This window comes from Streptomyces sp. NPDC052064, from assembly GCF_055585925.1.
Genome location: NZ_JBVJJE010000008.1, coordinates 176,051 through 197,764, shown reverse-complemented (window position 1 = coordinate 197,764; position 21,714 = coordinate 176,051). Strand labels below are relative to the sequence as shown.

At 71.5% G+C, this 21,714-nt stretch carries 19 protein-coding genes; 12 read left to right on the top strand and 7 right to left on the bottom strand.

The features are described 5' to 3' along the window. Nucleotides 1-127 precede the first annotated feature (127 nt). From leuC to ACZ6TU_RS22820, 4 genes are all read left to right on the top strand, one after another. A complete protein-coding gene (gene leuC / locus ACZ6TU_RS22835; protein ID WP_467676919.1) occupies nt 128-1,558 on the top strand; it encodes a 3-isopropylmalate dehydratase large subunit in 1,431 nt (476 codons plus the stop codon). A 6-nt stretch (nt 1,559-1,564) separates the two neighbouring features. Continuing rightward, a complete protein-coding gene (gene leuD / locus ACZ6TU_RS22830) occupies nt 1,565-2,158 on the top strand; it encodes a 3-isopropylmalate dehydratase small subunit (protein ID WP_086560324.1) in 594 nt (197 codons plus the stop codon). A 276-nt stretch (nt 2,159-2,434) separates the two neighbouring features. After that, nucleotides 2,435-2,665: an SCO5555 family protein gene (locus ACZ6TU_RS22825; RefSeq protein WP_467676921.1), complete on the top strand. Its 231-nt coding sequence runs from the start codon at nt 2,435-2,437 to the stop codon at nt 2,663-2,665. 136 nt (nt 2,666-2,801) lie between these two features. Next, on the top strand, nt 2,802-3,440 hold the full coding sequence (locus ACZ6TU_RS22820) for an HU family DNA-binding protein (protein ID WP_020270055.1): 639 nt from the start codon (nt 2,802-2,804) through the stop codon (nt 3,438-3,440). Nucleotides 3,441-3,511: 71 nt separating this feature from the next. Here the strand turns inward: ACZ6TU_RS22820 and ACZ6TU_RS22815 are convergent, their stop codons facing one another. Beyond that, a complete protein-coding gene (locus ACZ6TU_RS22815; RefSeq protein ID WP_467676923.1) occupies nt 3,512-3,715 on the bottom strand; it encodes a hypothetical protein in 204 nt (67 codons plus the stop codon). 9 nt (nt 3,716-3,724) lie between these two features. Next, nucleotides 3,725-4,363, bottom strand: a complete 639-nt coding sequence (gene cofC, locus ACZ6TU_RS22810; protein WP_467676925.1) for a 2-phospho-L-lactate guanylyltransferase — start codon at nt 4,361-4,363, stop codon at nt 3,725-3,727. A gap of 160 nt (nt 4,364-4,523) precedes the next feature. Here cofC and ACZ6TU_RS22805 point away from each other — a divergent pair, with 160 nt between their 5' ends. From ACZ6TU_RS22805 to ACZ6TU_RS22795, 3 genes are read left to right on the top strand one after another with little or no spacing between them, the layout of a single operon-like run. Then, nucleotides 4,524-5,327, top strand: coding sequence for a lysophospholipid acyltransferase family protein (locus tag ACZ6TU_RS22805; protein ID WP_467676927.1), 804 nt, complete (start codon nt 4,524-4,526; stop codon nt 5,325-5,327). Continuing rightward, a complete protein-coding gene (locus tag ACZ6TU_RS22800; protein WP_467676929.1) occupies nt 5,324-6,334 on the top strand; it encodes an NAD(P)H-dependent glycerol-3-phosphate dehydrogenase in 1,011 nt (336 codons plus the stop codon). Before ACZ6TU_RS22805 ends, ACZ6TU_RS22800 begins: the two co-directional genes overlap by 4 nt. Nucleotides 6,335-6,393: 59 nt before the next feature. Continuing rightward, nucleotides 6,394-7,569 carry a D-alanine--D-alanine ligase family protein gene (locus ACZ6TU_RS22795; RefSeq protein ID WP_467676931.1) on the top strand — a complete coding sequence of 392 codons (1,176 nt, stop codon included), beginning with the start codon at nt 6,394-6,396 and terminating at the stop codon, nt 7,567-7,569. A gap of 27 nt (nt 7,570-7,596) precedes the next feature. Here the strand turns inward: ACZ6TU_RS22795 and ACZ6TU_RS22790 are convergent, their stop codons facing one another. Together ACZ6TU_RS22790 and ACZ6TU_RS22785 are read right to left on the bottom strand one after the other, a co-directional pair. Further along, entirely contained in the window at nt 7,597-8,118 is a 522-nt protein-coding gene (locus tag ACZ6TU_RS22790; protein ID WP_469550619.1) for a DUF3515 domain-containing protein, read from the bottom strand. A gap of 20 nt (nt 8,119-8,138) precedes the next feature. After that, complete coding sequence (locus ACZ6TU_RS22785) at nt 8,139-8,372, bottom strand: Lrp/AsnC family transcriptional regulator (protein WP_003997603.1); 234 nt, start codon at nt 8,370-8,372, stop codon at nt 8,139-8,141. A gap of 206 nt (nt 8,373-8,578) precedes the next feature. On the opposite strand from ACZ6TU_RS22785, the gene ACZ6TU_RS22780 reads away from it, so the two are divergent. Together ACZ6TU_RS22780 and thiD are read left to right on the top strand one after the other, a co-directional pair. Beyond that, nucleotides 8,579-9,544 carry a thiamine-phosphate kinase gene (locus tag ACZ6TU_RS22780; RefSeq protein WP_467676935.1) on the top strand — a complete coding sequence of 322 codons (966 nt, stop codon included), beginning with the start codon at nt 8,579-8,581 and terminating at the stop codon, nt 9,542-9,544. Continuing rightward, complete coding sequence (gene thiD, locus ACZ6TU_RS22775; RefSeq protein WP_469550616.1) at nt 9,541-10,332, top strand: bifunctional hydroxymethylpyrimidine kinase/phosphomethylpyrimidine kinase; 792 nt, start codon at nt 9,541-9,543, stop codon at nt 10,330-10,332. Before ACZ6TU_RS22780 ends, thiD begins: the two co-directional genes overlap by 4 nt. Before the next feature lie 107 nt (nt 10,333-10,439). On the opposite strand, the gene rpmB is transcribed toward thiD, so the two are convergent. Continuing rightward, the gene (gene rpmB, locus ACZ6TU_RS22770; protein WP_003993230.1) at nt 10,440-10,625 is read right to left on the bottom strand and encodes a 50S ribosomal protein L28; all 186 of its coding nucleotides are present in this window, start codon (nt 10,623-10,625) and stop codon (nt 10,440-10,442) included. A 248-nt stretch (nt 10,626-10,873) separates the two neighbouring features. On the opposite strand from rpmB, the gene ACZ6TU_RS22765 reads away from it, so the two are divergent. Next, on the top strand, nt 10,874-12,721 hold the full coding sequence (locus tag ACZ6TU_RS22765; RefSeq protein WP_469550614.1) for a DAK2 domain-containing protein: 1,848 nt from the start codon (nt 10,874-10,876) through the stop codon (nt 12,719-12,721). On the opposite strand, the gene ACZ6TU_RS22760 is transcribed toward ACZ6TU_RS22765, so the two are convergent. Both ACZ6TU_RS22760 and ACZ6TU_RS22755 read right to left on the bottom strand, forming a co-directional pair. Further along, nucleotides 12,705-15,746, bottom strand: coding sequence for a tetratricopeptide repeat protein (locus tag ACZ6TU_RS22760; protein ID WP_469550610.1), 3,042 nt, complete (start codon nt 15,744-15,746; stop codon nt 12,705-12,707). The two genes, ACZ6TU_RS22765 and ACZ6TU_RS22760, sit on opposite strands and share 17 nt — an antisense overlap. Next, nucleotides 15,743-17,584, bottom strand: coding sequence for an HSP90 family protein (locus ACZ6TU_RS22755; RefSeq protein ID WP_469550608.1), 1,842 nt, complete (start codon nt 17,582-17,584; stop codon nt 15,743-15,745). Before ACZ6TU_RS22755 ends, ACZ6TU_RS22760 begins: the two co-directional genes overlap by 4 nt. Before the next feature lie 189 nt (nt 17,585-17,773). Here ACZ6TU_RS22755 and ACZ6TU_RS22750 point away from each other — a divergent pair, with 189 nt between their 5' ends. Together ACZ6TU_RS22750 and rsmD are read left to right on the top strand one after the other, a co-directional pair. Further along, nucleotides 17,774-21,016 carry a helicase-related protein gene (locus ACZ6TU_RS22750; RefSeq protein ID WP_467676945.1) on the top strand — a complete coding sequence of 1,081 codons (3,243 nt, stop codon included), beginning with the start codon at nt 17,774-17,776 and terminating at the stop codon, nt 21,014-21,016. Nucleotides 21,017-21,122: 106 nt separating this feature from the next. Further along, complete coding sequence (gene rsmD, locus ACZ6TU_RS22745) at nt 21,123-21,710, top strand: 16S rRNA (guanine(966)-N(2))-methyltransferase RsmD (protein WP_467676947.1); 588 nt, start codon at nt 21,123-21,125, stop codon at nt 21,708-21,710. Nucleotides 21,711-21,714 lie beyond the last annotated feature (4 nt).

The window sequence follows — 21,714 nt, the reverse complement described above, 5'->3', positions numbered from 1 at the left end:
CACGAAGTCACAGCGGCCCGTGACGTACGGGCCTGGCGGCGGTTGCCCGGAAACGCAGGGGCGCGGGCCCGCCTCTTCAAGATCTCTAGTTGGGTCGGCGGATCGTCGTCGACCGGAGGGAACAGCGATGGGTAGGACACTCGCGGAGAAAGTCTGGGACGACCATGTCGTCCGGCGCGCGGAGGGCGAGCCCGACCTTCTCTTCATCGATCTGCACCTGCTGCACGAGGTGACCAGCCCGCAGGCCTTCGACGGTCTGCGCAAGAGCGGCCGCAAGGTCCGGCGCCTCGACCTCACCATCGCGACCGAGGACCACAACACCCCCACCCTCGACATCGACAAGCCGATCGCGGACCCGGTCTCCCGGATCCAGCTGGAGACGCTGCGCAAGAACGCCGCCGACTTCGGCGTGCGGCTGCACCCGCTGGGCGACGTCGAGCAGGGCGTCGTGCACGTCGTCGGCCCGCAGCTGGGTCTGACCCAGCCGGGCACCACCGTCGTCTGCGGCGACTCCCACACCTCCACGCACGGTGCCTTCGGCGCGCTGGCGTTCGGCATCGGCACCTCCCAGGTGGAGCACGTGCTGGCCACCCAGACGCTGCCGATGTCCCGCCCGAAGACCATGGCGATCACGGTCGACGGCGAACTGCCCGAGGGCGTCACCGCCAAGGACCTGATCCTGGCGATCATCGCCCGGATCGGCACCGGCGGCGGCCAGGGCTACGTCCTGGAGTACCGCGGCGAGGCCATCGAGAAGCTCTCGATGGAAGCGCGCATGACCATCTGCAACATGTCGATCGAGGCCGGCGCCCGCGCGGGCATGATCGCCCCGGACGAGACCACCTTCGCGTACCTCAAGGGCCGCCCGCACGCCCCCGAGGGCGCGGACTGGGACGCGGCCGTCGAGTACTGGAAGACGCTCAGGACGGACGAGGACGCCGAGTTCGACGCCGAGGTCGTCATCGACGCCGCCGAACTGTCGCCGTTCGTCACCTGGGGCACCAACCCCGGCCAGGGCGCACCGCTTTCGGCGTCCGTCCCCGACCCTGCTTCGTACGAAGACGCTTCGGAGCGCTACGCCGCCGAAAAGGCCCTGGAATACATGGGGTTGGAGGCCGGCCAGCCGCTGCGCTCCGTCAAGGTGGACACCGTCTTCGTAGGCTCCTGCACCAACGGCCGCATCGAAGACCTGCGCGCCGCCGCCGAGCTGCTCAAGGGCCGCAAAGTCGCCGACGGCGTACGGATGCTGGTCGTCCCGGGCTCCGCGCGGGTCGGTCTCCAGGCCGTCTCCGAGGGTCTGGACGTCGTCTTCAAGGACGCCGGCGCCGAGTGGCGGCACGCGGGCTGCTCGATGTGTCTGGGCATGAACCCCGACCAGCTGGCCCCGGGTGAGCGCTCCGCGTCCACCTCCAACCGCAACTTCGAGGGCCGGCAGGGCAAGGGCGGTCGTACGCACCTGGTGTCGCCGCAGGTCGCGGCCGCTACCGCCGTACTGGGCCACCTGGCCTCCCCGGCCGACCTGTCCGCCGCCGACACCCGTACGCCCGCTGGAGTCTGATCAGTCATGGAAGCCTTCACCACCCACACCGGCCGGGCCGTCCCGCTGCGCCGCAGCAACGTCGACACCGACCAGATCATCCCCGCCCACTGGCTCAAGAAGGTCACGCGGGACGGGTTCGAGGACGGGCTGTTCGAGGCCTGGCGCAAGGACGCGTCGTTCGTGCTCAACCAGCCCGAGCGGCAGGGTGCGACCGTCCTGGTCGCCGGCCCCGACTTCGGCACCGGCTCCTCCCGCGAGCACGCCGTCTGGGCGCTTCAGAACTTCGGCTTCAAGGCCGTGATCTCCTCCCGCTTCGCCGACATCTTCCGCGGCAACTCGCTCAAGAACGGCCTGCTCACGGTCGTTCTGGAGCAGAAGATCGTGGACGCGCTGTGGGAGCTCACCGAGAAGGACCCGCAGGCCGAGATCACCGTCGACCTGGTCGCCCGCGAGGTCCGCGCCGAGGGCATCACCGCCTCCTTCGAGCTGGACGAGAACGCCCGCTGGCGGCTGCTGAACGGCCTCGACGACATCTCGATCACCCTCCAGAACGAGGCCGACATCGCCGCGTACGAGGCGAAGCGCCCGTCGTTCAAGCCGCAGACGCTCCCGGTCTGATCCGGAGCACGATCCGCCGCCCCTGAACAAGGCGACTTTCGGCCACCGCAACCCCCCTCTGTACCCCCGATCAGCCCGATCGGGGGTACAGCCTTTTCTGCACCCGAACGGCCCTGCCCGCCGTGAGCCGGGCATGCAACTTCCCACGTTATGCCGGTGGTTGTTGGGGTACGCGAGATGTACAGCCGTGACTTCCGTCTGCGCCCGGAAGACCGTTTGAGGCGGCAGTTGTCCCCTGCGCAGGCGACAACTCGCCCCAGATGGCACAATCTGTGCATGGAACACGACGGCCAACTCGAGCTCTATACGGCAGTCGCGGGCCAACTCAAGGAAGCGCACGCAAGGGTGCGCGCACTGCAAGTCCCGGAGGGCGTACGGATGGCGCTGGCCCGGAAGCTGCTGGTCATTACGGCCGCGGCCAAGCACGATCTCGCCGACGCGGCAAGGCGGCTGGATCGGTTCACCGCGGACCTCGACGAGGGACGTCTCCCCGACGAGGAACGTTGAACCGGACGACACCGTCGAGTTCGTTGCGGCACAAGGGTGATAAGCCCGTTTCGTGTTTGATTTGCGGTATATATCTGCCTAACGTGCGAAAAAGCTTGAACACTTTCGTTCTGGCGATGTCTCCGAAGGGGAAGACGTGAACAAGGCGCAGCTCGTAGAAGCGATTGCCGACAAGATGGGCGGCCGACAGCAGGCCGCCGACGCTGTCGACCATGTACTGGACGCCATCGTCCGCGCGGTCGTCGCTGGTGAGAGGGTCTCCGTCACCGGCTTCGGTTCATTCGAGAAGGTCGACCGTCCGGCCCGCTACGCCCGTAACCCCCAGACGGGCGAGCGGGTTCGGGTCAAGAAGACCTCCGTTCCGCGCTTCCGCGCGGGCCAGGGCTTCAAGGACCTGGTCAGCGGCTCGAAGAAGCTGCCGCGTGGCGGCGAGGTCTCCGTCAAGAAGGCTCCGAAGGGCAGCCTGACCGGCGGCGCCGGCGCGACGGTCAAGAAGGCCGCCGCGAAGAAGGCGACCGCCAAGACGGCCGCCGCGAAGAAGACCACCGCCAAGAAGACGACGGCGAAGAAGGCCACCACCAAGACGGCGGCCGCGAAGAAGACCACGGCGAAGAAGGCACCGGCCAAGAAGACCACGACGGCCAAGACCACCGCCGCGAAGAAGACCACCGCCAAGAAGGCACCGGCGAAGAAGGCGACCGCCAAGAAGGCGCCCGCCAAGAAGTCGACGGCGCGCAAGACCACCGCGAAGAAGACCACCGCCCGCAAGAAGTAGGGGCGCTGGGTCACTCATGCGCCGGGCCGGACTCCGTACGGAGTCCGGCCCGCGGTGTGTTCAGGGAGTGGTCAGAGGGTCTGGAGGGTCACCAGAGTGATCCGGAGGTCCTCCTTGGAGCCCTCCACCTCGATCCGCACCCGCTGGCCCGGTCGCAGCAGCCTCAGACCGCCCGCGTCGAACGCCGCCGCGTCGAAGGGCACCGGGGTGCCGTCGTCCAGGAGCACCTGCCCGCTGCGGTTTTCGGGGTCGTACGTGTACGCGGTCGCCTGCATGGCCGCAGCCTACTGCCCGGGTATCAGCAACCGCGCGGCGGCCGCGGCCGTATGAGGGCCGACGCCCAGGGCCAGCGCGGTGCGCAGGTCGTCACCGGTGTCCACGTCCTGGCGTACGGAATCCACGGCGGCGAGCGACAGTTCCATGGCCCCGGAGGCGCGGTGCCGGGCCCGGGAATCGACACCGAAAGCCGGGAACAATTGCCGGCCCGGGGCGGCGGCCAGCAGAGTCGTACCGATTGCGGCCGCGTCCGGGAGAAAAGCGCGGGGGAATTCAGCGGCGGCGTCGAGTACCCGGGCCAATTCCGGCGGGCGCAGCGCAGGGAGGTCGGCGTTCAGTGCGGCCACGGGACTTTCGGGACGTGCGGACCGTACGGCTTCCGCCGCGTGTGCGAGGGCGGCGTTGAGGCCGCCTCCCGGCTCGTCGGGGATGATCGCCGCGCCCAGTGCGGCCAGCTCGCGGCCCGCCCGGGCGTCGTCCGTGACGACTGCCACATCCCGTACCACTGGGCAGGCCAGGGCGGCGGCCACCGTGTCCTGGGCGAAGGCGAGCGCCAGGTCCGGCCGCAGCCCGTCGTCCGCGGTGTCCGCAAGCCTGCTCTTGGCCTGGGCCAGGGGCTTCAGGGGTACGACCAAGGTCCACTGCACAGAAGTTTCCGTCCCTCTCTTGTCGCGGTCATTGTCACCCGGGGCCGACGGCGCCCGGTGTGTCGGGGCGTACGGTGTTCTCGACAGACCGGCGGCCCGGGGCGACACTTGTGCGGCCCCCCGGTGGCCCCCGCTTCAGGCCCTAGAGGAAGGTGTCCGCGTGCCCCGCCGCAGAATCGGCTTCTGGTACCGCTTGGCCGCGGTGATCTGCAAACCGCCGCTGGTGGTTCTGCTCAGGCGGGACTGGCGCGGAATGGAGAACATTCCGGCCGAGGGTGGATTTATCACCGTGGTGAACCACAATTCGCACATCGACCCCTTCGCTTATGCGCACTTTCAGTACAACACCGGGCGCGTCCCGCGATTCCTCGCGAAGAGTGGGCTTTTCAAGAAGGGATTCGTCGGCGCCGCGATGCGCGGCACCGGGCAGATCCCCGTCTACCGCGAGAGCACGGACGCGCTGAGCGCCTTCCGGGCCGCGATCGAGGCCGTCGACCGCGGGGAATGCGTAGCCTTCTATCCCGAGGGCACCCTCACCCGCGACCCGGCGGGCTGGCCCATGACCGGCAAGACCGGGGCCGCACGCGTCGCCCTCCAGACCAAGTGCCCCGTGATCCCCGTCGCCCAGTGGGGCTGCAACGAATTGCTGCCGCCGTACGCGAAGAAGCCGCACCTCCTGCCGCGCAAGACGCACCAGGTGCTCGCCGGACCGCCGGTGGACCTCACGCGGTTCTACGACCGGGAGATGACCGCGGAGCTGCTGAAGGAGGCCACCGAGGCCATCATGGCCGCCGTCACCCGCCAGCTGGAGGAGATCCGCGGCGAGAAGGCGCCCGAGGCGCCCTACGACCCGCGCCGGGAGCGGATCGAACAGCGGCGCCGCACCCAGGCGCAGACACAGCGGGGCGTGCAGCAGGCGGCGTCGCAGGTGCAGTCGGCACAGGAAGAGGGGTTGGGCAAGTGAGCAAGCCGGTCAAGGCGGCGGTCCTGAGCGCCGGTTCGTGGGGCACGGCCTTCGGCATGGTGCTCGCCGACGCCGGGTGCGAGGTCACCCTGTGGGGGCGCCGCCCGGAGGTCGTGGAGGCGATCAACTCCACCCGCACCAATCCCGACTACTTCCCGGGTGTCGAACTCCCGGAGAACGTGCGGGCCACCACGGATCCCGCGGAAGCCGCCGCGGACGCCGACTTCACGGTCCTCTCGGTCCCCTCGCAGACCCTGCGCGGCAACCTCGCCGACTGGGCTCCGCTGCTCGCCCCCGGCACGGTCCTCGTGTCGCTGATGAAGGGCGTCGAACTCGGCTCCGCGATGCGGATGAGCGAGGTCATCGACGATGTCGCCAAGGTCGGCCCGGACCGGATCGCCGTGGTCACCGGGCCCAACCTGGCCCGCGAGATCGCCGCGCGGATGCCGGCCGCCGCCGTGGTCGCCTGCACCGACGAGGCCGTCGCCCAGCGGCTCCAGGCCGCCTGCCACACGCCGTACTTCCGCCCGTACACCAACACCGACGTCGTCGGCTGTGAACTCGGCGGCGCGGTCAAGAACGTCATCGGCCTGGCCGTCGGCATCGCGGACGGCATGGGCCTCGGCGACAACGCCAAGGGCTCGCTCATCACCCGCGGTCTCGCCGAGACGACCCGGCTCGGCTTCGCGCTCGGTGCCGACCCGCTGACCTTCTCCGGACTCGCGGGCCTGGGCGACCTGGTGGCCACGTGCTCCTCGCCGCTGTCCCGGAACCACACCTTCGGCACCAACCTGGGTAAGGGCATGACCCTCCAGGAGACCATCGCGGTCACCAAGCAGACCGCCGAGGGCGTCAAGTCCTGCGAATCGGTGCTGGATCTGGCCCGCCGGCACGGCGTCGACATGCCCATCACGGAGACGGTCGTCGGCATCGTGCACGAGGGCAAGCCTCCGGTGGTGGCCCTCAAGGAGCTGATGTCGCGCAGCGCGAAGCCGGAACGACGCTGAGCGACGCGGCTCCGCGGGCGCTGTATCCCGGCCCTACCAACGGGTACTCTCAACGCGATATGAGCACCGAGAACCTCCCCCAGAGCCCCGAGCAGCCGTCTCGTAAGCCGCGTGTGGCCGTCGTGTTCGGGGGGCGCAGCTCCGAACACGGAATCTCCATGGTCACCGCCGGAGCCGTCCTCAAGGCCATCGACCGGACGAAGTACGACGTCCTGCCGATCGGCATCACCCGAGAAGGCCGCTGGGTGCTCACCGCCGACGAACCGGAACGCATGGCGATCGCCGAACGCCGCACACCCAGCGTCGAGGAACTCGCCGAGTCGACCGAGGGCGGCGTGGTGCTCCCCGTCGACCCCGCCAACCGCGAAGTCGTCTACAGCGAGCCGGGATCGGTCCCCAAGGCGCTCGGCGAGGTCGACGTGGTCTTCCCGGTGCTGCACGGCCCCTACGGCGAGGACGGCACCCTCCAAGGCCTCCTGGAGCTCTCCGGCGTCCCGTACGTGGGTTCGGGTGTGCTCGCCTCGGCCGTGGGCCAGGACAAGGAGTACATGAAGCGGGTGTTCACCTCGTTCGGGCTCCGGGTCGGCCCGTACCTGGTGATCCGCCCGCGCGAGTGGGAGCAGGGCGCCCCGAACGGGGACAAGGGTGCCGCCGCCCGCAAGAAGATCGTCGACTTCGCCGGCGAGCACGGCTGGCCGCTGTTCGTGAAGCCCGCGCGCGCCGGTTCGTCGATCGGCATCACCAAGGTCGACGACCTCTCCGGCCTCGACGAGGCGATCGCCGAGGCCCGGCGGCACGACCCGAAGATCCTCGTGGAGGCCGCGCTGCGCGGCCGCGAGATCGAGTGCGGCGTCCTGGAGTTCGAGGACGGCCCCCGGGCCTCCCTGCCCGCCGAGATCCCCTCGCCGGAGGCGCACGCGTACTACGACTTCGAGGCCAAGTACATCGACTCGACGCCGGGGATCGTGCCGGCGCCCCTGACGCCGGAGGAGACGGCGGAGGTCCAGCGCCTGGCGGTCGACGCCTTCGAGGCGGCGTCCTGCGAGGGCCTGGTCCGCGCGGACTTCTTCCTCACCGAGGACGGCGAGTTCGTGATCAACGAGATCAACACGATGCCCGGCTTCACGCCCATCTCGATGTATCCGCAGATGTGGCAGGCGAGCGGGGTGAGCTACCCGGAGCTGGTGGACCGCCTGGTGCAGGCGGCACTTCGCAGGCCGACCGGCCTGCGCTGACCCGGGGGCGCGGGGAAGGCACGGCGCTCAGGAGGCGATCCCCTCGGGGATCGCCTCCTTGACGGCGGAGGCCAGATCGATCAGCACCCCGGAGCTGTCCGGTCCCTCCGGTACGCGCACTTCCACGTACGCCTCCCGGTTGGCGGTGGTGAAGACGTACCCCCCGTCGTCCTGCTTCTCCATCAGCCAGTCGACCCCGTTCACACCCCCGGCGACCGCATCCGGATCATGCCCGTCGGCCACCTTCGGATCGACCATCTTGGGCGGCTGCGGCACACCGCAGCGAAGTATGATCGCCGGGCTGCCCCAGCCCGCCGTCAGCGCCGACGTGGGCTCGGGATCCTCGCGACGCTCTCCCTCCACCTTCGCGGGCAGTACCTTGTCCAGGTTCCGGCACAGTTCCGTGACCTTCGCGTCCGGACTGGGAACCGCCGTCGACGCGCTGTCGTCTGCTGAGGAGCAGCCCGCGGCAGTGATCAACAGCGCGAGAGCGGGCAGGCGGAAGAATACGCGGAACACAGAGTGGTGCCGGTGACGGAAAGAGTTCACCGGCACAGGGTAGACGGGGGCTACAGATGGACGACCGGGCAGGTCAGGGTGCGGGTGATGCCGTCCACTTGCTGGACCTTGGCGACCACCATGCGGCCGAGGTCGTCGACGGTGTCGGCCTGGGCCCGCACGATCACGTCGTACGGTCCTGTGACGTCCTCGGCCTGGATGACCCCAGGAATCTTGCTGATCGTCTCGGCGACGGTCGACGCCTTGCCGACCTCCGTCTGGATCAGGATGTACGCCTGTACCACGGAACCTCCAGGGCGGCCACGAGGATCATGTGGGGAAAAGGAACGCCACGGTATCGCGTCGCCGCTCGCCGCGGGGAGACCTGCGGGGACCGGGCCTTGCGCGCCGGGGTGCAGGTCCGGCAGAACTTGACGGTCACTTCGACCGTAACGAGGGCCGAGAGGCCTCGCGACCGGGCACGAACAGGGACAGAAGGGGAGAAAGGGCAATGAAGGGCACTGTTGGTGAGCTCGGTGAGTTCGGGCTCATCAGGGAGCTCACCTCCCGTCTGACCACCACCCCGGCGGTCCGGGTCGGCCCCGGCGACGACGCCGCCGTGGTGGCCGCGCCCGACCGCCGGGTCGTGGCCAGTACGGACATCCTGGTGGAGGGCCGGCACTTCCGCCGGGACTGGTCGACGGCCTACGACGTGGGCCGCAAGGCGGCGGCGCAGAACCTCGCCGACATCGCCGCCATGGGCGCCGTACCGACCGCGCTGCTGCTGGGGCTGGTCGTTCCGGCCGAGCTGCCGGTGACGTGGCCGAGCGAGCTGATGGACGGCCTGCGCGACGAATGCCAGGTGGCGGGCGCCGCCGTGGTCGGCGGTGACGTCGTACGCGGCGACTCGATCATGGTGTCGATCACCGCGCTCGGCGATCTGCGCAACCAGGAGCCGGTGACGCGGGCGGGCGCGCAGCCCGGCGACCTCGTCGCGGTGACCGGCTGGCTGGGCTGGTCGGCGGCCGGGTACGCGGTGCTGTCGCGCGGGTTCCGCTCGCCGCGCGCCTTCGTGGAGGCCCACCGGCGGCCCGAGCCGCCGTACCACGCGGGTCCGGCGGCCGCCGGGCTCGGGGCGACCGCGATGTGCGACGTGAGCGACGGGCTGATCGCCGACCTGGGGCACATCGCCGAGGCCAGCAAGGTCCGCATCGACATCCGCTCCGGGGCGATCGACATCCCTTCCCAGATGAACGACATCGGGCAGGCCGTCGGCGTCGACCCCATGCAGTGGGTGCTGACCGGGGGAGAGGATCACGCGATCGTGGCGACCTTCCCGCCGGACGTGAAGCTGCCCGCCCGCTGGAAGGTCATCGGCGAGGTCCTCAACCCGTCGGCGCTGCCCCAGGTGACGGTCGACGGGGCGCCGTGGACCGACAAGGGCGGCTGGGACCACTTCGGGGACATGGAGTCATGATTCCCAACGTCCTTACGGTGGCGGGCTCCGACTCGGGCGGCGGCGCCGGCATCCAGGCCGACCTGAAGACGATGCTCGCGCTCGGCGTGCACGGCATGAGCGTCCTCACGGCGGCGACCGCACAGAACTCCCTCGGCGTGCAGGGGGCTTGGGAGCTGCCGGTGGAGGCGGTGCGGGCCCAGTACCGCAGTGTCGTCGACGACATCGGCGTCCAGGCGGTCAAGACCGGGATGCTGGCGTCCGCCGAACTCGTGGAGGCGGTGGCCGAGTTGATCGCGGGCACGGACGCCCCGGCGGTCGTCGACCCGGTGGGCGTCTCCAAGCACGGCGACTCCCTGCTCGCCGCCTCGGCGCTGGACTCCGTCCGTACGAAGCTGCTGCCGGTGGCGACGGTCGCCACCCCGAACCTCGACGAGGTGGCCCAGCTGACGGGCGTGCGCGTCGAGTCGGAGGAGCAGCTGCGGCGGGCCGCGGCGGCCGTGCTCGGGTACGGGCCGCGGTGGGTGCTGATCAAGGGCGGTCACCTGTCCGGGGACGCCGTGGACCTGCTCACGGACGGCTCCGAGGAGCACTGGCTGCGGGCGCCTCGCCACGACAACCGGCACACCCACGGCACGGGCTGCACCCTCGCCTCCGCGATCGCGTCACAGCTCGCCAAGGGGCACGCGGTGCCGGAGGCGGTGGCGGCGGCCAAGGAGTACGTCACCGGGGCGATCGCGGCCGGGTTCTCGCTCGGCGGGGGGATCGGGCCGGTGGATCATGGCTGGCGGTTCCGGGCCGGTTCCTGAGCATCCGGACGCGACTTCCTGAGCATCCGGACACGGCAAAGAGCCGGTCCACCTGAGGTGGACCGGCTCTGTAAGCGAACCAGCAGTGGCCGCGCGCTAGCTGAGCGTCAGCGCGAGACCTTGCCGGCCTTGATGCACGAGGTGCAAGCGTTCACGCGCTTCGGCGTCCCGCCCACCACGGTACGCACACGCTGGATGTTCGGGTTCCAGCGGCGGGACGTACGGCGGTGCGAGTGCGAGATGTTGTTGCCGAAGCCCGGCCCCTTGCCGCAGACGTCGCAGTTGGCAGCCACGGGTCACTCCAAAGACTTCAGATGCACTTACGGTTGATCCCGGCATGCCGGGATCCGGATCAGAGGATCTGAGTGGCGCTGCCAGGGGAATGGCCCGATGTGGATCGGGCAACCGGAGCAGCATACAACGACTGCGCCCGTGCAATGAAACTACCATGGTCGGCCCTGGACCTGTCCCGGCCCACTTCCGGTGGACACCGCCCCGGGGTCTACGCTGCGTGCCACGTCCAGCAGCTCAGGGAGGCGCAGTGGCGCAGGTGCCGCAGACATTCTTCGATGCTCTCGCGGTGCGCACCTGGTGCGGTCTCGCACTCGAGACGCTGGGGCGGGCGCGTGAGGAGATCGACGCTATCAACGTCTATCCCGTGGCGGACGGGGACACCGGCACGAATCTGTATCTGACCGTGGAGTCCGTCGTCGCGGCGGTCGAGGCCGTGTTCGCGGGGCATGCGGCGAGGTCGGGCCCTGAGGGGCCGACGCTGGCCGACGCCGCCCGGGCGATGGCGCACGGGGCGCTCATCGGTGCCCGTGGGAACTCCGGGACGATCCTCGCCCAGCTGCTGCGCGGTATGTCCCAGGTGCTGGCCGAGGGCGAGACCGCGCAGGCCGGCGGCGAGACCGCGCACGCCGGCGGCCAGGTCCTGCGGCTGGCCCTGCGCCACGCGGCCGACTCCGCCCGGCAGGCCGTGGCCCACCCCGTCGAGGGCACCGTCCTCACGGTCGCCTCGGCCGCTGCCGACGCCGCCTGCGGCGCCGAGGGCGACTGCGGGACGGTGGCCCGGGCGGCCTATGAGGGAGCGCGTGCCGCCCTGGCCGCGACCCCGGGCCAGCTGCCCGTCCTGGAACGCGCCGGGGTGGTCGACGCCGGTGGACGGGGACTGGTGGCGGTGCTCGGGGCGCTCGTGGAGACCTTCACGGGGGAGAGGCCGCGGGAGGTGGCGGCGACCGTGACGGCGGGTGCGGTGCGGGTGGGCGCGGGGGCGGCGAGCTCGGTGGCGTCCGCGGCCGGGGTGCCCGGTCAAGCGGACGGTTCGGCATCGGGTGTGCACGCAGGACCGGCGGAGGACTCGCGGGACCTGTACGCGCGCGTGGAAGCCGCCGAAGGGCTCGCCCCGGCCGTCGGCGCCCCGCGCGGGGAGTGTGTCGACAGCGCCGCCATGGCCGACCAGGACGGCCCCGCCTTCGAGGTGATCTACCTCCTGGAGGCCGAGGACGCGGCCGTGGCGCGGTTGCGGGAGCGGCTCGACGCGCTCGGGGACTCGCTCGTCGTGGTCGGCGGCGACGGGCTGTGGAACGTCCACGTCCATGTCGACGACGCGGGCGCCGCCGTCGAGGCCGGTATCGAGGCCGGGCGGCCCTACCGGATCCGCATCACGCACTTCGGCGCCGGAGACGTGCACACCACCGGCGCCGAGCGGCCTCCCCGCGAGCGCGCCCAGCGTGCCGTCGTGGCCGTGGTGCCCGGCGAGGGCCTGGCCGGGCTGTACACCGACGCCGGTGCGACCACCGTGCTCGCACGCCCCGGGGAGCCGCCCGCGAGCGGTGAGCTCGTGCAGGCCGTACGGCGGGCCCACGCGCGCGAGGTCGTGCTGCTGCCCAACGACGCCGAGCTGCGCCACACCGCCGCCGCGGCGGCCGAGCAGGCGCGTACCGAGGGCATCCGCGTGGCCCTCATCCCGACCCGCTCGGCGGTCCAGGGCATCGCGGCGCTGGCCGTGCACGAGCCGGAGCGCCGTTTCGACGAGGACGTGGTGTCGATGACCTCGGCGGCCGGCGCGACCCGCTACGCCGAGGTCACCGTCGCCGAACGCCAGGCCTGGACGATGGCCGGCATCTGCCAGGCCGGCGACGTACTCGGCCTGATCGACGGCGACGTGGCCGTGATCGGCTCGGACGTCACGACCACCGCCGAGACCGTTCTGGACCGCATGCTGGCGGCCGGGGGCGAGATGGTCACCCTGGTGCTCGGCGACGAGGCTCCCGACACCGTCGCCGAGCACCTGGAGGGCCGGGTGCGCGAGGGGTACCTCGCCGTCGACACGGTCGTGTACCGGGGTGGGCGGCAGGGGGCCCTGCTGCTCATCGGTGTGGAGTAGGAGGAGCTGTCCGGTCCGGCTGTGTCACGAGCCGGAGCATCTGCTCCGCCTCGGCCCGCCGGGCCCGCACCGCCTCGCCGTCGCCCTCTTCGTCGTCGGCCTCCGCCCCGTCGGGTCCGTCGTACGCCGCCAGCACCGCACGCGCGCGTGCCGCCGCCTCGGCCGGGCGGCCCAGGTCGGCCTCCAGCCAGCCCGCGGCGAGCTCGGCGCCGGTGCGGCTGTGCAGGGCGGCGTCCCCGAGGGAGGCGAACACCTCGGCCGACCGCAGCACTTGGGAGACGGCCTCCTCGAACACGGCCCGGGCCGGGGCGTCGTCGGCGCCGTCGGAGCAGGACCGGGCCAGCAGGTCGCCGAACTGCCGGTGAGTGTGGCCCAGTTCGGCGACGAGCTGCTGCCGGGACTCCGCGTCGGCCGCCGTGTCCCGCGCCGCCTCGCACTCCCGGACCGCGCCCGCCATCAGGGCGCGTGCCTCCTCAAGTCCGTCCTGCGCGCGCAACGCCAGCCAGGCGCGGGCGCGCAGGGAGCGGATCAGCCCGTGGACGTTGCCGAGTTCGCGCCACAGGTCGCCCGCGCGGCGGTAGGCCCGGTCCGCCTCGTCGGCCAGCCCGGCCTGCCCGAGGGACTCCCCGGCCAGGTGGGCGAGGGTCGCGTGGTCGTGCTGCTCGGGCCAGTGCCGGGCGATCTCGGCGGCCTGTAGACGCCGTTCGGCGGCAGCGCGGTGCTCACCGAGTTCGCTCAGGCAGTCGCCGAGCCACCACTGCGTCTGCACGATCGCCCCGTCGCCGTGCGTCTGGGCGGTCAGGTCGGGCAGCGCCGACTCCAGGACCTCCGCGGCCTCGGCCCATCGCCCCTGCCGCAGCAGGAACCCGCCGAGCTGCTGCCGGGCCCAGGCGCCCAGCGTCGCGCCCTCGCCCGCCTCGTCGGCCCAGTGCGCGGCCTCCAGGGCGTGCTGGGCGGCCTCGACGGCCTCGCCCCGGCCGCCGACCAACTCGGCGAGCTGGAGGTGCAGCTGGGCCCGTCCGGTCGCCTCCAGTTGGGCCCCGCCGTGCTCCAGGGCCGCCCGCAGAGCCCGCTCCGCCCCCGCCATGTCGCCGAGGTGGTGGGCCAGGGAGGCCAGCCGGGCCTCGTACTCCACCGCGAACCACGGCAGCCCCGCCGCGACGAACGCCGCCGCGCCCCGCGCGAACAGCCCCGCGGCCGTCTCCAGGTCGCCGTCCAGTCCGGCCAGCTCGGCGAGCATCGCCTGCCCCTCGGCGGCCCGCGCGGCCAGCCGCACGTCCTCCCCGCCCCGCCCGTCGACGAGCGCCAGGACCTCCCGGACAGCGGCTTCGGCCTCGCCGAGAACCGCCTCCGGGGCGTCGCGCTCGCCGTCGGCCTCTGCGAGACCCTCCCCGGCCCCCCGGCCCCCGGCCCCCCGGCCCCCGGCCCCCCGGCCCCCGGCCTCGTGCGCCCGGCGCATCAGGATCCGGGCCCGTCCCATCAGGACGGACGCCGTCTGCCGTATCCCGGTGTCGCCGGCGGCGTACAGCGCGAGGATCTCGTCGTAGGGGCCGGACACGGCCGCGAGCGCCGCGTCCACCTCACCGGCGAGAGCACGTACGTACGCCGCACGCGCGCGTGCCGCCAGGGCCTCCCCGGGGTCGCCCGCGGACGCGTACAGCTCCGCGGCCCGTTCGAAGAGCGCGGTGCCCTCCGGGCCGAGGCCCATCGCCTCGTGGTCGGCGATCTCGGCCCGGTCGCGCGGGTCCAGCTCCACGCCCTCCGCGGCTTCGGCGACCGCCGCCCACGCCCCCACGGCGCCCGGCCGCAGGTTGTCCGACAGCCGCCGTGCCTCGGCCAGCAGGGCGGGCAGATCCGGCTGCCCGGTCGCGGCGGCCGTGACCACCGCGGGAGCGGGCGGAGGCACCGGCCGTACGGACCGCACCCCCAGCGGCAGTCGCTCCACCAGCGGGCGCTGCTCCATACGCGCGCGTGCCCGCTCGCTGACGTACGTCGTGCCGTTGCGCTCGTCGAAGCGCGCCGCCAGGGCGAGGGCCTCCGCACGCGCGTGCGTGGCCAGTTCCCCGGCGGTCCACTCGCGGCCGGCCGGACCGGGCACCTGCCGGTCACCCAGCCCCAGCCCGGTGAGGCGGTCCATGAGCAGGGCCACCACACTCATGAACCCCAGCCTGCTCTGCGGCTGCCCGTCGTCCGTGAAGTACGCCGGCCGCTCCGCGAGGAGCTCCAGACCGCGCGCCTCGTTGCCGGTCAGCGCGCAGAACTCCACGTGCTCCGCGTAGGCACCGCGCATGCTCTCCATGGCCCGCACGAGCCGGAAGCCCCGCAGATGGTTCGCACGTGCCTCGTCCGGGCGGCCCAGCCGCAGCAGCGGCACCAGGGAGGAGGCCAGGGCCGCGTGCGGCTCGTGGGCGCAGGCGTACTCGCCCTCCAACACCGGCCGCCACAGCTCCAGCGCCTCCGCGTCCCGGCCCTGCTCCGCCTGCCACCAGCCCTGCCCGTGCAGTTCGCAGGCGTGGCAGTCGGCCATGCTGTCCCGGTCGGCGGCCAGCCACGCGGCATACGCCCGCTCGGCCCGCGCCAGGTCCCCCACATGCGCGGCCACGCTGTGCTCGGCGCTGCGCACGGCCCGCTCGGAGTGTCCGGCGAGCCGGTAGCGGTGCTCCATCTCGCCGAGCCACTTCTCGATCGACGCGAGCGGGATGTGCGGCTGGTCGAGCATGCCGGACGACACCCACTTGAAGACCCAGTGCAGCGAGTGGGTCTCGTACTCGTCGAAGTCCTCGGGCCGTTCGTCCCACATGCGCAGCAGACGCGAGAAGGGGACGAACATCTTCCCCTTCTCGGAGCTGTAGTTGTAGACCTTCAGCTGGTGTCCGAGCGCCTCGATCACGGCGAGCGGGACGTTCAGCTTCTCGGCGGCGGCCAGCAGTTCCTCGGCGCGCGCGTTGCGGGCCGGACCCTCCGGCTGGTCGGCGTTCTCCGCCATCGCCCGGCGCAACGCGTCGATGTCCGTGATCTCACTCATGCCTGACCGTCCTCGCTGTGCGTGGCCCACTCCAGGAGGCCGATGAACGCGCGGTTGAGCAGCGCCGAGTCGGCGGGCCGGAGCGGTCGCTGCGCCATCAGCAGTGCCTGCCCGTACAGCGACTCCGTTGCGGTGCCGATCAGCTCCGGGTCGTGCAGCGAGCTGATCCGCCGGACGAGCGGGTTGAGGTGGTTGAGCACCAGACGCGCGCGTGGGGCGCTGCCGCGCAGGGAGCCGAGGATGCCCGCCCACAGGTCGTCGGCCTGCGCCTCGGCGTCGGCCCGGGCCTGTTCGTGCCGGGCGTCCCGGTCGTCGAGGTGCAGGGCGGGCAGGGAGAGCGGGTGGAAGGCCCTCAGCACCACATCACAGCCCAGCGGGTCGAGCCGGGCCCGCGCCGCCGCCAGGAAGCCGGACAGGGCCAGCTCCTCGGCCGGGTCGACGACGTCCAGATGCGCGGTCACCGTCTCGGCGTCCAGCTCGGCGACCACGGTCCCCGGCCGCACCGACGGCAGCGCCTCCACCAGCTCGCTGTCGTACGTGTAGCCGCCGTTGATCACGCCGATGCCCTGCGCGGACGCGATCGGCGCGACCTGCCGGTACTCCTCGACGGTCCGCGTGAAGTGCACCACCGGGTGCCGCTGCGCGAACTCCTCCAGGGACAGCTGTCCGTCGGTCGTCTCGAAGGGCAGCCACGGCAGCATCGTGCGCAGCATCTCCCGGTCGTGCCGGGCCAGGGACTTCACTCCCAGGTGGTGCACGGCGAGGAACGCGGCCAGCCGTTCCGGATCACCGGCCGCCAGTCCGGTCAGCCAGGCCCGGATCCGCTCGCCCAGCGCCTCCCGTACGGCGGCCAGCGTCTCGTCCTCGTACAGTGCCTCGCGCGACGCCGTGGGCCGCAGACTGTCCGTGTCCAGGACGCAGCGCACGAAGAAGGCCCAGTCGGGCAGCAGCTGTTCGGCCCGCTCGGTCAGCAACATGCCCTTGAGATGCACGCGGTGCCCCGAGCGCTGGGCCGGGCTGACCGCCGACGGCAGCACATACGCCACCCCGCGGATGCCGGCCAGCGGCACGGACAGGTCGATGGTGTCCAGCGGCGTGAAGCCGAACAGGTCGTGGCAGTGCCGCGCGAGGGCGACACGGCGGGCGGCCGGGCTCGGATACGACCGGTCCCAGGGCGACGGCAGGTCGGTGACCGCCTCGTCGCCGACCCGGACGTCGTACGGCAGCAGCGACCCGAAGTCCCGGGCCAGCGCCTCGACCCGCTCGGGCGTGAGCCACTCCGAGGCCCCCGCCCGGGCCACCAGGTGCACGGTGGTGCCCGGTTCGGGACGCTCGGCGTCCGGCAGGGTCCGCACGGTGTACGAACCGTCGTCGGACGCCGTCCACTCCACCGGCGGCGCCCCGGGCGTACGGGCGCTGCGGCTGACCACCCGGATCCGCTCGGCGACGACGAAACAGGCCAGCAGGCCGATGCCGAACTGCCCGAGGAAGTCGGACCTGGCCTCCTGAAGTCCCTCGGCGCGCTTGGAACTGCGCCCGATGGTGGCGAGCAGGCTGTGCACGTCCGCCTCGGTGAGGCCCACGCCGGTGTCCTCGACACGCAGGGCGCCGCCGCCCTCCGCATGCATCCGCACCCGGGCCGGAGCGTCGGGTTCCGTCGCGCGCCTGGCGGTGATGGCGTCCACGGCGTTCTGCAGCAGCTCCCGCAGATACACCTTGGGACTGGAGTAGAGGTGGTGGGAGAGCAGGTCCACCAGACCACGCAGGTCGACCTGGAACGTATGAGGTGACTGGGGTGAATGGGATGCCTGGGATGCCTGTGAGGTCTGGGAGTCCATCTTCACGGCGCCGGTGGGGGACTCGCGACGGCGCGGGGTCGGGCGGTCCCGGTGAGGAGGTGACCGCGAAGGGAGAGCCGGGAGCGCGTCATCCTAAGGCCCGAACCAGCCGCCTGACCAGGGCTTTCCGGGACGTATACGGCGACCTGCGCCACGGCCTCTACGGCATTGTCAGTGGTGTGGTGTGCAATGGATCTCGTGCCCGCACTTCACGAACCGCTGCAACAACCACTGAAGTCGGTGCTCGGCCCCGCCACCGCGAAGGTGATGGCCGAGCACCTCGGCCTGCTCACCGTCGGTGACCTCCTCCACCACTACCCGCGCAGATACGAGGAGCGCGGCCAGCTCACGCACCTCGCCGACCTCCCCATGGACGAGCACGTCACGGTGGTCGCCCAGGTCGCCGACGCCCGCCTGCACACCTTCGCCTCCGCCAGGGCCCCGCGCGGCAAGGGCCAGCGCCTGGAGGTCACGATCACGGACGGCAGCGGCCGCCTCCAACTGGTCTTCTTCGGCAACGGCGTTCACAAGCCCCACAAGGAGCTCCTGCCGGGCACGCGCGCGATGTTCGCGGGCAAGGTCTCCGTCTTCAACCGCCGCCTGCAACTGGCCCACCCGGCCTACGAGTTGCTGCGAGGCGACCCGGAGGAGTCGGTCGAGACATGGGCCGGAGCCCTGATCCCGATCTACCCGGCCACCGCCAAGCTGGAGTCCTGGAAGATCGGCAAGGCGCTCCAGACGGTCCTGCCCACCGCCCAGGAGGCCGTCGACCCGCTGCCGGACTCCCTGCGCCAGGGCCGTGGCCTGGCCCCCCTCCCCGAGGCCCTCCTGAAGATCCACCGCCCGCACACCAAGGCGGACATCGAGGACGCCCGCGCCCGCCTCAAATGGGACGAGGCCTTCGTCCTCCAGGTCGCCCTGGCCCGCCGCCGCCACGCGGACGCCCAGCTTCCGGCGGTCCCCCGCAAACCCAGCCCCGACGGCCTCCTCACGGCCTTCGACGCCCGCCTCCCGTTCACCCTCACCGACGGCCAGCAGCGGGTCTCCCGGGAGATCTTCGACGACCTGGCCACGGACCACCCGATGCACCGGCTGCTCCAGGGAGAGGTCGGATCGGGCAAGGCCCAGCCTCTCGACTCGCTGGTGCTCACACCCACGGGCTTCCGCCCCATGGGGGATCTGCGGGTGGGCGACGAGGTGGTGGTGCCGGACGGGGACATCGCGCTGATCGATGGCGTCTTTCCTCAGGGAGAGCGCGATGTGTGGCGCTTGGTCCTGTCCGACGGGAGTTCCGTCGAGTGCGACGACGAGCATCTGTGGATCGTCGGCACGAGCTGTGGTTGGCACCGTGGCCAGGATCCCAAGGTCATGACGACCCGGGAGATCCGTCTCGACACGTTCAAGGCCAACGGGTCGTCGAAGTGGTACATCCCGCCGGCAAAGCCGGTCGATCTCGGCGGCGACGCCGGGCTGCCCCTCGACCCGTACCTGATCGGACTGCTGCTGGGGGACGGTTCGTTCCGGCACGATCTCCGTCTTTCCACCATCGACGACGAGATCCGTGACGCGGTAGCGGCGGCAGTAGCGCCCGAATGCCGGCTGGTACCGGTGAAGGGATCGCACTGTGACTACACGATCCAGCTCGAGCAGCGTGTCGGAGGAGTGCGAAACCCAGTGATCCAGGTCCTGCGCGAGTTGGGCCTCTGGGGAACGACGTCCCACGACAGGTTCGTCCCTCAGGGTTTCAAGAACGCTCCGATCAAGGACCGTCTCGCCGTGTTGCAGGGACTTCTGGACACGGACGGCACTGTCCAAGCCGACGGCATGAATATCTCCCTCTGCTCGGCCTCGCGCCGACTCGCGGAGGACGTCGCATGGCTCGTACGTTCTCTGGGCGGCCGGGCGCGAGTGCTGCCGGAGAAAGCCGCGTACAACGTGCAGGTGTCCCTGCCGGACGCTTACGCCCCGTTCCGGCTCACCCGCAAAGCAGAACGCGTGCGTCCGAGGCCGAAGTACGACACGTTCCGACGCGGCATCCGGGCGGTCGAGTACGTGGGGCGGAAGCCCGTCCAGTGCATCAGCGTCGCGCACCCGAGCCATGCATACGTCACCGACAACTTCACCGTCACCCACAACACCATGGTCGCCCTGCGCGCCATGCTCGCCGTGGTCGACACCGGCGGCCAGGCCGCCATGCTCGCGCCCACCGAAGTGCTCGCCCAGCAGCACCACCGGTCGATCGTCGAGATGATGGGCGAGCTGGCCGAGGGCGGCATGCTGGGCGGGGCCGAGCAGGCCACCAAGGTGGTGCTGCTCACCGGATCCATGGGCGCGGCGGCCCGCCGCCAGGCCCTGCTCGACCTCACCACCGGCGAGGCCGGCATCGTCATCGGCACGCATGCGCTGATCGAGGACAAGGTGCAGTTCCACGACCTGGGCCTGGTCGTGGTCGACGAACAGCACCGCTTCGGCGTCGAGCAGCGCGACGCCCTGCGCGGCAAGGGCAAGCAGCCCCCACACCTCCTGGTCATGACGGCCACGCCCATCCCGCGCACGGTCGCCATGACGGTCTTCGGCGACCTGGAGACCTCCGTCCTCGACCAGCTCCCGGCAGGCCGTTCGCCGATCGCCAGCCATGTCGTCCCGGCCGCCGACAAGCCCCACTTCCTGGCCCGCGCCTGGGAACGGGTCCGCGAGGAGGTGGGCAACGGCCACCAGGCGTACGTGGTCTGCCCCCGCATCGGCGACGAGGAGGACGACCCGAAGAAGTCCGCCAGGAAGAAGTCCTCCGAGTCCCCGGAGGACGCCGCCGAGAAGCGCCCGCCCCTCGCCGTCCTCGACGTCGCCGAACAGCTCTCCAAGGGCCCCCTCCAGGGCCTCCGCGTCGAGGTGCTGCACGGCCGTATGCAGCCCGACGACAAGGACGCGGTCATGCGCCGCTTCGCCGCCGGCGAGACGGACGTCCTGGTCGCCACGACGGTCATCGAGGTCGGCGTCAACGTCCCCAACGCCACGGTGATGGTGATCATGGACGCCGACCGCTTCGGCGTCTCCCAGCTCCACCAGCTGCGCGGCCGCGTCGGCCGTGGCTCGGCCCCCGGCCTGTGCCTCCTGGTCAGCGAGATGCCCGAGGCGAGCGCGGCCCGCCAGCGCCTGAACGCCGTCGCCGCCACCCTCGACGGGTTCGAGCTCTCCCGCATCGACCTGGAACAACGCCGCGAGGGCGATGTCCTCGGCCAGGCCCAGTCGGGCGCCCGCACCAGCCTGAGGATGCTCGCGGTCATCGAGGACGAGGAGATCATCGCGGAGGCGAGGGAGGAGGCGGCGGCTGTCGTGGCCAAGGACCCGGAGCTGAACCACCTCCCGGCACTGCGGACGGCATTGGACGCCCTTCTGGACGAGGAGAGGGAGCAGTACTTGGAAAAGGGATGAGTGATGCCGAACGAGGGGCGCGGGGCTGTAGTCCATATGCGGCTACCGCCGCGCGGGCACGACCAGCCACAATGAACCTGAAGCCGCCCACACCCAAGGACCACAGATGACCCGCGTGATCGCCGGCACAGCCGGCGGACGCCGCCTGGCCGTCCCGCCAGGAACAGGAACCCGCCCCACATCGGACCGCGCCCGAGAAGGCCTCTTCTCCACCTGGCAATCCCTCCTCGGCGGCCCCCTGGAAGGCGAGCGCGTCCTCGACCTCTACGCGGGATCGGGAGCCGTGGGCCTGGAGGCCCTCTCCCGCGGCGCCGGCCACGCCCTCCTCGTCGAGGCCGACGCGCGAGCGACCCGCACGGTCCGCGAGAACGTGAAGTCCCTCGGACTCCCCGGCGCCGAGGTCAGATCAGGCAAAGCGGAACAGATCATCCGCACGACGCCCCCCGGCGACCCGTACGACCTCGTCTTCCTCGACCCGCCGTACGCCGTCACGGACGACGATCTTCGCGAGATCCTGCTCACACTCCGCTCGGAAGGCTGGCTCGCCGAAGAAGCCCTCGTCACCGTGGAGCGCAGCACCAGAGGCGGTGCATTCCGGTGGCCCGAGGGTTTCGAAGCCCTCCGGGCCCGTCGCTACGGCGAGGGAACGTTTTGGTACGGTCGCGCCGCCTCTACGTGCGAAGACGCACGATGACCGG

Coding starts and splice junctions, on each gene's coding strand:
- leuC (WP_467676919.1), top strand. CDS start 128: ATGGGTAGGACACTCGCGGAGAAAGTCTGGGACGACCATGTCGTCCGG.
- leuD (WP_086560324.1), top strand. CDS start 1,565: ATGGAAGCCTTCACCACCCACACCGGCCGGGCCGTCCCGCTGCGCCGC.
- ACZ6TU_RS22825 (WP_467676921.1), top strand. CDS start 2,435: ATGGAACACGACGGCCAACTCGAGCTCTATACGGCAGTCGCGGGCCAA.
- ACZ6TU_RS22815 (WP_467676923.1), bottom strand. CDS start 3,715: ATGCAGGCGACCGCGTACACGTACGACCCCGAAAACCGCAGCGGGCAG.
- ACZ6TU_RS22795 (WP_467676931.1), top strand. CDS start 6,394: ATGAGCACCGAGAACCTCCCCCAGAGCCCCGAGCAGCCGTCTCGTAAG.
- ACZ6TU_RS22780 (WP_467676935.1), top strand. CDS start 8,579: ATGAAGGGCACTGTTGGTGAGCTCGGTGAGTTCGGGCTCATCAGGGAG.
- thiD (WP_469550616.1), top strand. CDS start 9,541: ATGATTCCCAACGTCCTTACGGTGGCGGGCTCCGACTCGGGCGGCGGC.
- ACZ6TU_RS22760 (WP_469550610.1), bottom strand. CDS start 15,746: ATGAGTGAGATCACGGACATCGACGCGTTGCGCCGGGCGATGGCGGAG.
- ACZ6TU_RS22755 (WP_469550608.1), bottom strand. CDS start 17,584: ATGGACTCCCAGACCTCACAGGCATCCCAGGCATCCCATTCACCCCAG.
- ACZ6TU_RS22750 (WP_467676945.1), top strand. CDS start 17,774: ATGGATCTCGTGCCCGCACTTCACGAACCGCTGCAACAACCACTGAAG.
- rsmD (WP_467676947.1), top strand. CDS start 21,123: ATGACCCGCGTGATCGCCGGCACAGCCGGCGGACGCCGCCTGGCCGTC.